This window comes from Bacillus haikouensis (assembly GCF_013179555.1).
GTDB classification, from domain to species: Bacteria; Bacillota; Bacilli; order Bacillales; family Bacillaceae_B; genus Rossellomorea; species Rossellomorea haikouensis_A.
Map to the genome: position 1 here is coordinate 1 of NZ_JABMCR010000111.1, position 13165 is coordinate 13165.

Annotated in this window: 10 protein-coding genes and 1 other annotated feature; of the genes, 1 reads left to right on the plus strand and 9 read right to left on the minus strand. The window is 43.9% G+C overall.

From position 1 onward, the window contains the following. A partial coding sequence (locus tag HP456_RS11950) for an ATP phosphoribosyltransferase regulatory subunit (RefSeq protein ID WP_172251343.1) occupies window positions 1–573 on the minus strand: 573 nt, incomplete at its 3' end. A gap of 67 nt (window positions 574–640) precedes the next feature. After that, window positions 641–870: a binding site (T-box leader), on the minus strand. Window positions 871–941: 71 nt separating this feature from the next. Then, window positions 942–1118 (minus strand): RNA polymerase subunit sigma-70, encoded by a 177-nt coding sequence (locus HP456_RS11955; RefSeq protein ID WP_172251345.1) that lies wholly within the window; start codon window positions 1116–1118, stop codon window positions 942–944. A gap of 215 nt (window positions 1119–1333) precedes the next feature. Between HP456_RS11955 and HP456_RS11960 the strand changes: the two genes are divergently transcribed. Next, complete coding sequence (locus HP456_RS11960; protein WP_172251347.1) at window positions 1334–3088, plus strand: N-acetylmuramoyl-L-alanine amidase family protein; 1755 nt, start codon at window positions 1334–1336, stop codon at window positions 3086–3088. A 55-nt stretch (window positions 3089–3143) separates the two neighbouring features. Here HP456_RS11960 and dtd read toward each other — a convergent pair whose 3' ends face one another. The 7 genes from dtd to secDF all read right to left on the minus strand — a co-directional run bounded on the left by dtd (window position 3144) and on the right by secDF (window position 13093). Beyond that, a complete protein-coding gene (gene dtd / locus HP456_RS11965; RefSeq protein ID WP_172251349.1) occupies window positions 3144–3584 on the minus strand; it encodes a D-aminoacyl-tRNA deacylase in 441 nt (146 codons plus the stop codon). Between the two features lie 14 nt (window positions 3585–3598). After that, window positions 3599–5788: a RelA/SpoT family protein gene (locus HP456_RS11970; RefSeq protein ID WP_172251351.1), complete on the minus strand. Its 2190-nt coding sequence runs from the start codon at window positions 5786–5788 to the stop codon at window positions 3599–3601. Window positions 5789–6365: 577 nt separating this feature from the next. Continuing rightward, window positions 6366–6878: an adenine phosphoribosyltransferase gene (locus HP456_RS11975; protein ID WP_172251353.1), complete on the minus strand. Its 513-nt coding sequence runs from the start codon at window positions 6876–6878 to the stop codon at window positions 6366–6368. Further along, a complete protein-coding gene (gene recJ, locus HP456_RS11980) occupies window positions 6869–9235 on the minus strand; it encodes a single-stranded-DNA-specific exonuclease RecJ (protein WP_172251355.1) in 2367 nt (788 codons plus the stop codon). Before recJ ends, HP456_RS11975 begins: the two co-directional genes overlap by 10 nt. Window positions 9236–9413: 178 nt before the next feature. Next, window positions 9414–9749, minus strand: a complete 336-nt coding sequence (locus tag HP456_RS11985; protein ID WP_172251357.1) for a LapA family protein — start codon at window positions 9747–9749, stop codon at window positions 9414–9416. A 10-nt stretch (window positions 9750–9759) separates the two neighbouring features. Further along, window positions 9760–10686 (minus strand): cation diffusion facilitator family transporter, encoded by a 927-nt coding sequence (locus HP456_RS11990; RefSeq protein ID WP_172251359.1) that lies wholly within the window; start codon window positions 10684–10686, stop codon window positions 9760–9762. A 142-nt stretch (window positions 10687–10828) separates the two neighbouring features. Then, the gene (gene secDF / locus HP456_RS11995) at window positions 10829–13093 is read right to left on the minus strand and encodes a protein translocase subunit SecDF (protein WP_172251361.1); all 2265 of its coding nucleotides are present in this window, start codon (window positions 13091–13093) and stop codon (window positions 10829–10831) included. Window positions 13094–13165: the final 72 nt, after the last annotated feature.

Sequence of the window (13165 nt, forward strand, 5' to 3'; positions counted from 1 at the left end):
GAACTCACCTATCCTTGGCTTAAAGTGATTGATCAGGGCCTCCCTGTGTGCATTTCTGCTTCCGGAATCCCCAAGACTGTTGATGACAAGCTTTAACTGTTTTAAACCTAATTCCTTGTAAATGCCCATCGCGAGCGACAGAACTTCAGCATCAATGGCCGGATCCTGGCTCCCCAATGCTTCGACACCGAACTGAACGAACTGGCGGTAGCGGCCTGCCTGGGGACGTTCATAACGGAACATCGGTCCTGAGTAGAAGAGCTTAACGGGCTGACCCGGGTTCCCGAACATCTTATTGCCGACAAAGGATCTAACGACGGATGCCGTTCCTTCTGGACGTAATGCCAGACTTCTTCCTCCCCTGTCTTCGAACATATACATTTCCTTTTGGACAATGTCCGTCGTATCTCCGACTCCCCTTGTAAACAGCTCACTTGATTCGAAGATCGGCGTGCGAATTTCTTTATATTGATAGGCATGACATAGCTTCTTCGCCACTTCCTCTACGTACTGCCACTTTTCCACCTCGCCAGGCAATATATCCTGTGTCCCTCTTGGTATTTGAATGGACAAGTTGAATTCCTCCTTCAAAAAACTAATTTATGTAAAATAAAAAAAGCCCTCGATCCCTTGTAATAATACAAGGGACGAGAGCTTTTATTCCCGTGGTGCCACCCTAATTGAAGTCAATAAGACTTCCACTCACCCAGTTAACGCCTGGTACGTTCATCTCCTACTAAAAAAGTCGTTCAGAGCGAAACCTCCCCGAGTGTTCATTCACCAAGTCACTTTGCAGAATGCTTTCAGCCGCGGCATTTCCTCTCTTATCCAAGTGGTTGCTCAGTTACTATTCTCGATCATCAGTTTTATTAAATGTTATTTTATTTCTATAATGATACGTACGGCGCAAGTTCATGTCAAGAGGCAGAACGAAATTTTTATCAGGATCTCTCCATTTTCTTCTTCAATAATTTGACTTCCCTTAAGGATAGACCGAATTCAGAAGCAAGCTCAACGTTTAGAGCATCTTTCTCACGCTCTACAAAATGGTGAAAATCCACTCCGTATAATTGATTCTCTCCATTAGCATTCATAAAATTTTTATCACTCGACCTCATCCAGATCATCCTTTCAACACATTCCTTTCTACTATCATTTCCAATTACCCATTTTTCTTTCGTTTAAGAGGAATTTTAATTTTTTTATCGTATTTAAAGACAGTAATGGGAATTTTCCTGAGAGACACTTCTTAAAAATACGAAAAGTGCCGTTGGAATAAAAGTTTCGGGAAAATTTCCGATAGTATAAGAGTACGATAAATCAGCAAAGGGTGGTGAAAGCGATCAAAAGAATAACCACAGTCCTACTGGCAATCATATTCATTTTTCCTTTCCAGCCAATGACTGTTCCTTATGTTCATGCAGAAGAAGGTAAAGTATCCATCAGTACAGCCACGGTCAATGTACGTACAGGACCCGGTCTCAGCTATCCTGTCCTGACCCAGGTACATAGAAACCAAACCTTCAGTATTGTGGAATCCAGGAAAGACTGGTACAGGATATCCACCGAGAAAGGAGAAGGCTGGGTGGCAAATTGGCTTGTGAGCCGCGAAACCACAGAATCTGCCGATGAAACCGGACAGCAGGGAACAGTCAACACCAATGGGCTCCGGTTAAGAAAAGGTCCGAGCACGTCCGACCCGGTCGTCACTGTTCTAAACAAAGGGGACAAAGTGTCAACCTCTGAAGTGAGCGGCAGCTGGCTGGCTGTACAAACCGGGAATGCAAACGGGTGGGTCCACAAGGACTATATTAATCTGGGCACACAATCCAGTGCTGCTACTTCTTCCCCAAAAAAGGAAGCGAAGCAGGGAGTCATTACAGCGGGTACGTTGAATGTCAGAAAATCCGCAACGCTGAACAGCCCCATCACTGGAGCTGTTCATAGAGGTAACCCTGTATCGATCACCGGAAGCGTTACTGGGTGGTATGAAATTCAGTTTGGAAAGGCGAAAGCTTGGATTTCAGACAATTACGTCGAATTAACAAGCACACCGGTAGAAGTTCCTTCCACCTCAACAGAATTCACTGGGATGATTACGGTGAATTCACTCAATGTCAGAAGTGAGGCTTCTTTAAACGGGAGCATCGTCGGGAAGGTTTCTAAAGGTGAGAAGTTTCCAATATTGACAGAACGTAATAACTGGATTGAAATCAAGCTAAAGAGCGGCAAATCCGGATGGATAGCGGGCTGGTTTGTACAAAAGACCGTTTCCGGCGAGCAAAAGAAATCCACTTCCACTACGCATGCTGCAGGTGAGAAAGTTACCATCCTCCATAATGGGACAAATATCAGAAGCAGTGCTGATGTACAGTCTGAAGTCGTCAAAAGGGCGAAAAGCGGAGAAACCTTCTCTATCACAGGAAAAAAAGGCGACTGGTATGAAATCGGATTAAAGGATGGCAGTACCGCCTATGTTGCAGGATGGATTGTCTCCATCCGGACAAGCAACGGCTCCGATTCTTCCCCTTCAAGAAACACAAACGGAGGCATAAGGAACAAAGTCATCACCATTGACCCGGGACATGGGGGACGTGACAGCGGTACAATCGGTACAAGGGGGACACTTGAAAAACTGTTAACAATGAAAACGGCACAACTACTGGCAGATAAGCTTAAAAGCGCAGGGGCCGAAGTCATAATGACCAGGAAAAACGATGAATATGTATCATTGCCTTCACGTGTATCACTTTCACATTATTATGATTCAGATGCCTATATATCCATCCACTTTGACAGTATTTATGACAGCAGTGTCGCTGGCCATACTACTTATTATTACCGAAGCAATCAAAAGGACCTGGCGTATGATGTTCATGAGAGCCTTGCAGGCAGGCTGCCTTCAAGGGACAGGGGCGTACGTACAGGAGATTACCATGTCATCCGTGAAAATAAACAGGCTGCCATCCTCCTCGAATTAGGATTTTTAAGTAATTCTGCCGAAGAAGCAAACTTGGCTTCTCATCATTTTCAGGACCTGGCTGCGACAGCCGTTTACCATGGATTGAATGACTATTTTTCAAACTGATGATTTGGCAAATGAAAAAGCTGCCCCATTATGAAGGGACAGCTTTTTCATATCATCATTTACTTTCGAGGATGAGTGTAACCGGCCCGTCGTTAGTCAATTTGACATCCATCATTTCCCCGAACACACCCGTCTCTACCTTGACGCCTTTATCTCTTAGCACCTTATTGAAGAATTCATATAGTTGAAGTGCCTGATCAGGTTTTGCGGCTTCCATGAAATTCGGCCTTCTTCCTTTACGGCAGTCTCCGTATAAAGTGAACTGAGAAATGGATAGGATCTCTCCTTTTACATCCTGCAATGAATGGTTCATTTTTCCATATTCATCTTCAAATATTCTGAGATTCACCACTTTATCAGCTAAATAGGCGGCGTCTTCCTCTGTATCCCCATGGGTTATACCAACAAGAAGAACGAATCCTGATTGAATCTGGCCGGTCACTTCTTCCCCTACAGTCACGGAGGCTTCTTTGCTCCTCTGCAATACGACTTTCATAAGAGAATCCTCCCCTAGTTCATGATTCTGCGAACAGCATACACATCAGATATCTGTTTGATTCTTTCCACCACTTTATGAAGGTGGGAGATATTTTGTATCGATATGGACATATTGATGGTTGCCATTTTATTTCGATCTGACTTGCCGCTTACGGCAGTGATATTTGTCTTTGTTTCATTTACTACTTGTAATACTTCATTCAAGAGACCTCTCCGGTCATAGCCTGATATTTCGATGTCGACGTTATATTCCTTGCGATCCTGTCCGTCGCCTTCCCAGGAGACCGGAATGAGGCGCTGTTCCACTTCTTCGGTCTGTACATTCGTACAATCCGCCCGATGGACAGAAACCCCGCGGCCTTTCGTGATGAACCCGACGATTTCATCCCCCGGCACCGGGCTGCAGCATCGAGATAACCTGATGAGCAGGTTGTCGATCCCCTTCACTCGAACCCCGGCATCCTTTTTCCGTTTAACAGGCTGGGTATTCAATTCCTTCATTGTTTCTTCTAGCTTGTCTTCCTGTTCACGCTTACGGCGGTCCTTTTCTGTAAGACGGTTGGCAATTTGTGCAGCCGTGATGCCATTGTAGCCGACAGCGGCATACATATCATCTTCATTGGAGAAATTGAACTTCTCAGATACACGTTTAATATTTTCAGAAGTCAGGATCTCTTTCAGGTCAAAGTCTTGATTTTTGATTTCTTTTTCAACCAGATCGCGGCCTTTTTCAATATTTTCTTCTCTTCTCTGTTTCTTGAAGAACTGCTTTATTTTATTCTTCGCCTGAGAAGTCTGGGCAAGTTTAAGCCAGTCCTGACTCGGCCCGTAGGAATGTTTGGATGTAAGAATCTCAATGATGTCACCCGTCTTTAGTTTGTAATCGAGTGTCACCATCTTCCCGTTCACTTTAGCACCGATCGTTTTATTACCGATTTCCGAATGGATACGGTATGAGAAATCAATCGGTACGGATCCCGAAGGCAGTTCGAGGACATCACCCTTTGGTGTGAACACAAACACCATATCGGAAAACAGGTCGATCTTAAGAGACTCCATGAACTCCTCAGCATTGGCCGATTCATTCTGGAATTCGAGGATTTCCCTGAACCACGATAACTTCTTCTCGAATGAAATTTTATCATCGAAACTTTTGCCTTCTTTATATGCCCAGTGAGCCGCCACACCGTACTCGGCGATCTGATGCATATCCAGGGTCCTTATTTGTACTTCAAGCGGATCCCCCTTTGGGCCGATGACTGTTGTATGAAGGGATTGATACATATTTGGTTTAGGCATTGCAATATAATCCTTGAACCGGCCGGGCATGGGCTTCCAGCAAGTATGGATAATCCCGAGAACAGCATAGCAATCTTTGATGCTGCCTACCACGACCCTGACGGCAAGAAGATCATAAATTTCATTGAACTGCTTATTCTGAAGAGCCATCTTCCGGTAGATGCTGTAAATATGCTTCGGCCGTCCTGAGATTTCCGCCTCGATTTGTACATCCCCAAGGCGGTCTTTCACTTCATTCACAACGTCATCCAAATACTCTTCACGTTCTGCTCGTTTTTTCTTCATCAAGTTGACGATACGGTAGTATTGCTGAGGATTTAAATACCTCAAAGATGTATCCTCGAGCTCCCATTTAATCTTTGATATCCCTAATCGATGGGCAAGGGGGGCGAAGATTTCGAGCGTTTCATTGGCAATCCTTCTTTGTTTTTCCTGAGGCAGGTGCTTCAGTGTCCTCATATTATGAAGACGGTCGGAGAGCTTGATCAGAATGACCCTTATGTCCTGAGCCATAGCAACAAACATTTTCCGGTGATTTTCAGCCTGCTGTTCTTCCTGAGATTTATATTTGATTTTACCAAGCTTTGTAACCCCATCCACGAGCATGGCCACTTCCGCATTGAATGAATCTTCAATCTCAGCTAGCGTGATGTCGGTATCTTCCACTACATCATGAAGAAACCCGGCTGCGACAGTGGACGGATCCATTTCCAGGTCTGCTAAAATACCGGCGACTTGAATGGGGTGAATGATATATGGTTCACCGGACTTCCGGTATTGTTCCTTGTGAGCTTCCTTTGCGAAATCGTACGCTTTCTGCACCATATTCACATGCTCGTCATTCAGATATTCTCTTGTTCTATCAATAACCTGTTCAGGGGTTAGTACTTGATCTTTGGACATGATCAAAATCACCTTTATATTAAAAGATTTTCAGTGCTGTTTCATTTTAATGATTGTTACTATTATCAAATAAATAATAGGGTTCTGTAAAGTGTTTAGAGTAAAATTCTCAGAATTCATCAAAGTTTGTCGAATAAGGTCGATTTATTGCACATATTTATATTGATTTATAAATAGCGCTGATGATTTCTGTGGAAGACTTCGCTTTCTGCGGCTGACCCGTGAGCCCCCTCGCCGCAGTCGAACCTGCGGGTAGAAAAGCTGAGGCGTTTTGTTCAGAGGCGGGTGGCATAAGGTTAAGCCCCGTAGCTGGACAAGGCCCGCATCGGTCACTTCTCCCGCAGCAACCTCCGACTTCCACTCCAATCAACAGCTGAAACGACTAAAAATCTAACTGCATTAAGAATCTACTAATCCCCATTTTATTATCAATGAGATAGCTGCAAAAAACCCTTAATCTTTATCTAAAAACAGTTCAATAATTAACCAAATATATAAAAAAGGGCTGACATTTCGCAATGCCAGTCCCTTATGATTCGTTAATGTGTAGTATTGACGCTGTTGAAAGAATATAAACTTAGTATTGCATAAGTGTGAGGACGTCATATCCTTCAAGCTTATCACGGCCGTCCAGATAAGTGAGTTCGATGAGGAAGGCTGCTCCTGCGACAATTCCGCCTAATTCTTCTACAAGTTTGATCGTTGCTTCGATGGTCCCGCCTGTTGCAAGGAGGTCATCTGTGATCAGCACTCTCTGCCCGGGCTTGATTGCATCCTTATGAATTGTCAGCGCATCTTTTCCGTACTCTAAGCCGTACTCCTTTTGGATCGTTTCCCGAGGCAGTTTACCCGGTTTACGGACCGGTGCAAATCCTACACCCAAAGCGTATGCTACAGGACAGCCGATGATGAATCCTCTTGCTTCAGGTCCAACAACAAGATCGATTTCTTTCTCTTTGGCGTATTCTACGATTTGGTCAGTAGCATATCTATAAGCATCACCATTGTCCATCAATGTTGTGATATCTTTGAATTTAATTCCTTCTTTTGGCCAGTTTTCAACGATTGTAACATATTGTTTTAAGTCCATGCTTCTACTTCCTCCTCAAATGTAACGGACTCTTTCATCCTCGCATCAAACCAAGCCTTTAACTCAGTGTAAGAAGAGTATAACAACTCATTTTCAAGTTCATATTGCTGTTGTTTCTTCTGATACGCCAAAGACTCTGATAGGTCTTTCTTGGTTTTAACGGGATTAAGAGAAATAAATCCATTCACTATTGTAACAAACTTCAATTCAAAAAACACCTGTGACATAAATTCAATTGTTTCTTTCGACCAGCCTTTGTATTTGGCAAGCTCGCTGCCGTGCTTATTTAAGTCGAATGAACCCCGCTTTGATAGAAATGCATAATACCATTTGAAGTGATCGCGTGTGGGCATGGTACTGAAGAAATGATCTTCATCCTGAAAGAAGTGCGCATAAATACGGTGCGGCAGTCCTTTTCCAACAATGGCTTTTACTTGTTCCCTGGAGGCGGGGAGATCGAGAAGCACGATGCTTGCCCCTTCAATCTGTACATCACGGAGGGTGCCGGCATCTTCTACCAGCAGGATATCCTCCCGGTTTTTCATATTCATCTTTTCCAGTGTGGAAGGATGAAAGCAGAACACCATTTTGTTCTCTACAGGAACCTGTTTTTCCCATTTATCTACTTGTTTGATTCCCCGAACATCAAATAGCTGCCATTTTTCAATTTTGATGTCGTGCAGGAAGATCTGTGGCTTTTTCCGATTATTCCATTCATTGATCGAAAATTCACCAATGATTGATGCATCTGTAAACGGAGTGATATGGTCAGCGAGTTCTCCCAATCCGAAGCCCACACCATCCAATTTATTCACTTCATCACCGAGGACCACTTTCAGATGATTTTGATTCGACCCGATTTTTTTGTAATGATCGATCGAAACATTTTCTATAACCCACTTTGGTTTGGGATTCTGCATCCCATAAGGAGCCAGGAGTCCGAGCTTTTCGATCGAATCAATCGTGATTTCCTCCATATTGACAGCTGCATCCAGAACAGTGACGGGAATAAAGTCTTCTTCTTTCAATTCATCATCTGCAATTTCATTCAGTCTATTCCGGAGATCCTCTACATGATCGAGTTCCAATGTCATTCCGGCAGCCATAGGATGGCCGCCGAAATGCGGAAGAATGTCACGGCATTTGGATAAACTTTTAAATAAATCAAACCCAGCGATACTTCTTGCAGATCCTTTTGCTATTCCTTTACCTGGATCAAAGCTTAGAACAATGGTGGGACGATAGAATTTATCAACTAATCTTGAAGCGACAATCCCTACGACTCCTGAATTCCAGCCTTCTTTTCCAATTACGAGTACAGAGTTTTCAGCTAGAGGAAATTCTTTCTCTACCAACTCAATGGCTTCCTGAGTCATCGTGTTGACGATGGCCTGTCTTTCTTTGTTGATGGAGTCGATTTCTTCAGCCAGTGCTTTTGCTTCTTCATCATCTTCTGTCAGCATCAAATCAACTGCAGGATCAGCGTCACCGAGACGGCCGACCGCATTGATGCGGGGGGCGATCATGAAGCCGATCGATTCTTCGGTCATTTCCAGCTGCTTGGCATTGGCCACCTTGCATAGTGCCTTGATGCCTTTTCGTTCTGTCGTGCGCAGCTTGGCGATCCCTCGTTTGGCAAGTATCCGATTCTCTCCACGAAGAGGCACCAAATCAGCAATCGTTCCGATTGCGGCAAGGTCAAGAAGATGAACCGGAAGTTCACCGTACAAAGCATGAGCAAGCTTAAATGCGACCCCTACCCCTGCAAGTTCTTCAAAAGGATAACGGGAACCTTCTATTTTAGGGTGTATGATCGAATGTGCTTCCGGGAGCACCGGACCGGGTTCATGGTGGTCTGTGATAATTAAATCCATATCCAATTCTTTTGCAACTTGTCCTTCATGTACCGCCGATATACCGGTATCAACCGTGATGATTAGTGTGAACCCTTCATCCTTAGCCCAGCGGAATGCTTGTTCATTCGGGCCGTAGCCTTCACTGAATCGGTTTGGAATGTAAAATTCCACCTGTGCACCGATGTCACGGAGAACAGTCATCATGACAGAAGTACTGCTCACACCATCTGCATCATAATCTCCAAAAATCAGGATTCTTTCCTGATTATGTATCGCATCACGAATTCGTCCTACTGCTTTTTCCATATCATCGAATAAGAATGGGTCGTGAAAGGAATCACCCGAATCAAACAAAAAAGCCCGAGCTTCTTCTACATCCTTCAAGTCCCGGTTCAATAATAATTTCGCTACAAGCGATGGTATTTTTAGTTCATTTTCAAGTTCTTCTATTTTCTTCTGGTCAGATTCTGCAATCACCCAGCGTGTTTTAGAATTTAACATACGTTCACTCCTCAGCCTTACTTATTATACAAAAATGAAGAGAGTGTTTCAATCTCGGCGGGGTATTGTAATGAGAAATCTTCCTATTCAATTAAGAGAAATGGGCTGAATCGTAATAACACCAGTCTTAAATCATTCATATAAATAAATCCCAGCGGCATCTGCCGCTGGGATTTATTCATTCCCCGGTTTCTCCGATTGAATCGGGAGCGTGCTTTTTAAGGGGTGTGTTTTTCTTTTTGTCTGTATGCGTTTTTTCTGCCTGCTCCTTTAAAAGAATGTTCTCTTTCTCGAGTGCTTTCACTTTCCGCTGAACAACATATAATCTGAACAAACCTACAGACCCGATAATCATGCCGCCCATCAGGACAGAGCCGAGTATAACCAGGATAAGCGGCCATTCTGCCTGACCGAATAAATAATTGACCGTTACCGAATCAACATTTATGACAGCAAAGACTGCGACGATCAATGCAAAAGATATGCCTAGCAGCAACGTCCATTGAAATTTCATATTATCCCTCCTACATTAAATCAACCGAATTCCCTGAAACACTATCTGCTGGATTATATGGGTTGATATGTACAAATACGTCATTTACATTCGATTCTTCCATCAGTTTCTCTTTGACGGCTTTTCCTACGCGATGCCCGTCTTCAACTGTCATAAATGGGTCAACACTGATCTTTAAATCAATAATCACATAATGCCCATGCTCCCTTGCATGTAATTCGTTGATCTCTTTTACTTCTGTCACTGATTCAACAATTTTCCTGAGAGGTACGATATCCTCTTCGTGAAGCACATGATCCAGTGTGTTATGTATGGATTCCTTTCCCAGATACCAAGCCATTTTAAGGACAAGTAGTGCGACAAGCAGCCCTGCGACCGGGTCTGCGTAAACCAGCCAGCCTATTTCTAATTTTCCGCCAATGATGGAAGCCGATATCCCGATAAGTGCAGCTATCGAAGAAAAGACATCGGAGCGGTGCTCGAATGCGTTGACGATCAATGCATCACTCTTTAACCTTTTACCCAGACGGTATTTATATTGAAACATCGCTTCTTTAACGATTATGGAAAATATCACGGCATAAACTGCGATCATGCCGGGAGGAGACAACGGATGAAAAAAAGATTCAATGGATGACTTACCTATTTCAATACCCACCAGGAATAATAATACGGCAACAATGATCGCTGCGATTGATTCTGCCTTCCCATGACCATAGGGGTGATCATGGTCTGGAGGCTGTTTAGCTGCACGCAAACCGATGAACACTGCCAATGAACCTGCTACATCCGAAGCAGAATGGACGGCATCCGCTATCAGGGCGCGGCTGTTTCCGGCAACTCCTGCTCCCCATTTGATGAGAGCAAGGAAAATGTTCCCAACGATTCCAACTATGGCAGCGAATTCAGCTTTTTTAAAACGGTCTTCAGGATTCATGAAGAAACCTCCTTCACCTACTTCTACTATTGTAACCCAACACTGTAAAAAAACGCGACACTTTGGAAATTCACTTGTTGATGAAACTTAGCAAAAAGATCAGGTCCAGGGAACTCTCCCTGGACCTGACCTTTTATATTAATTAAACTTGTGGTTCGTCCGACCACTTCTTCTTTTCTTTCACCGTTTTGATCGTACCTTTTTTCTTCAGTTCCTTTTTCTTCATAACCAGCCACAACTGTGCCGCGATGAACACGGAAGAATAAGTACCCGCAATCAGTCCTACCAATAATGCAATAGAGAAATTCAGGATAGACGGACTGCCGAAAATCAGTAGTGCGATGACAGCAATGACGACTGTCAATACTGTATTCACTGAACGGCCCATCGTTTGGCGAAGACTCTTATTCACTACATCTTCAATATCTTCAACCGTCTTCAAGCGGCGCTTTTTATGAAGATTTTCCCTTATACGGTCAAAGGTTACGATTGTATCATTGATCGAATAACCTACAATGGTCAAAACTGCAGCAATAAATGTAATGTCCACTTCAAGTCTCGTCAAACTGAAGAAAGCGATGATAAAGAATGCATCATGTACCAATGCAAGTACGGAAGCAAGTCCCATTCTCCACTCAAAGCGGAAAGTGACGTAAATGATGATGCCGACAGAGGCAATGGCCACCGCGATCATCGCATTCTTCGCAAGCTCTTTCCCTATAACAGGTGATACAGTACTGATGCTCGGCTCGGCTCCATAAAGCCCGTTAAAGTGATCTTTCAGCTTCGCTATTTGATCTTTATTCAAATCATCTGTATATCGTACAACTGCAACATTCTGATCATCCCCGGAAATGACGATGTTATCAGAAGAGAGATTCAACTCTTCCAATTCGTTTTTCACTTCTTCTGTTTTCAGGCTTTCATCTGCAAGGATTTGCATCCTGGTGCCACTTTCAAAGTCAATACCCAGATTCAAGCGGAAAATGGCCAATATGATGATGCCTGATGTAAGCAAAATACCCGAAAAGGCAAAGAATTTCTTCCGCTGTTTCGCGAAATCAATCTTGTCGAATTTAGTAGGCAGATCAAGCGTATCATAGTTCTCGGCAAGATCCTTGATCTCACTTTGTTTGACTCCGAACCAGCCTGGCTTTTTATTGAATATCCTGCTGTTAACCCACAGGCTGAGCAGAAGGCGGGAGCCCCATACAGCAGTGATGAAGCTTGTCAGAATACTGACGATCAGCATAGTGGCAAAACCTTTAACAGAGCTTGTACCGTACATGAACAATACGGCAGCTGCCAGAATGGTCGTGACATTTGCATCCAGGATTGTCAGGAACGATGATTTATTCCCGGCCTGGAAAGCAGAGCGGATCGGTTTCCCGACCTTCATTTCCTCTTTGATCCGTTCATACGTGATGATATTGGCATCGACAGCCATACCGACCCCGAGAATGATGGCTGCTATTCCCGGAAGCGTCAATACCCCATTCATCATGTCAAAGATAAACAATACCAGATATAGATAGACTGACAATGTAATTGTTGCGATCAGTCCCGGGAAGCGGTAGTACGCAATCATGAATAAGAAAATGATCGCGACCCCGACAATCCCTGCCAGCACCGTTTTATCAAGTGCCTGCTGACCGAACTGGGCTCCGACGGAAGTTGAATACACTTCATCCAATTTAACGGGAAGCGCCCCTGCGTTCAACAGCGAGGCAAGATTCTGTGCTTCTTCAACTGTGAAACTGCCCTCGATGATAACTTCATCGGAGTTGATCGGCTTGCTGACTGCAGGCGCTGATAAGAATTTAGGATCTTCTTTCCCAGCTTCTGCTTTATAAGAATCTTTTCCCTCTTCATAATCAAGCCAGATTACCAGCTGATTCTGGGGAGCCATTGCAAGAATATCCTTCGTCAATTGATAGAACTTTTCACGATCCTTCAGCTTTAAAGAAACGATCGGGTTATTCTGTTCATCAAACGTTTGCTTAGCAGCTCCGGATACAAGGTCCGATCCGTCCAGGCGCAGCTTATCATCCACGTCGCGGAAAGAGAGGTTTGCCTCAGTCGACAGTATCTCCCTCGCCTGGTTTTGATCCTCTACACCAGCCAGTTGGACGCGGATTCGATCTCCGTCCTCTATTTGGATATTTGGTTCACTGACACCAAGGACATTGATACGCTTGTCCAGTGCATCGGCTGTATTCGAGACTGTCTCTTTGGTTATTTCCTGTCCTTTCTTCAGGGGTTTTACTTCATACAGAACCTCGAACCCGCCCTGGAGATCCAGACCTAATTTAATGTTATCGAGTATGTTCTTAGCTGTCCCTCCCATCGTACCTGCCAGTAATAGCACAAGTAAGAAGAAGGCGATTATTCGGCCTCGCTTTACCATTATGTATAAATCCTCCTTGCCGTTTTTCACCATTTGATAAAAAATTATTTGTAAAATCTCGACAAATCCATA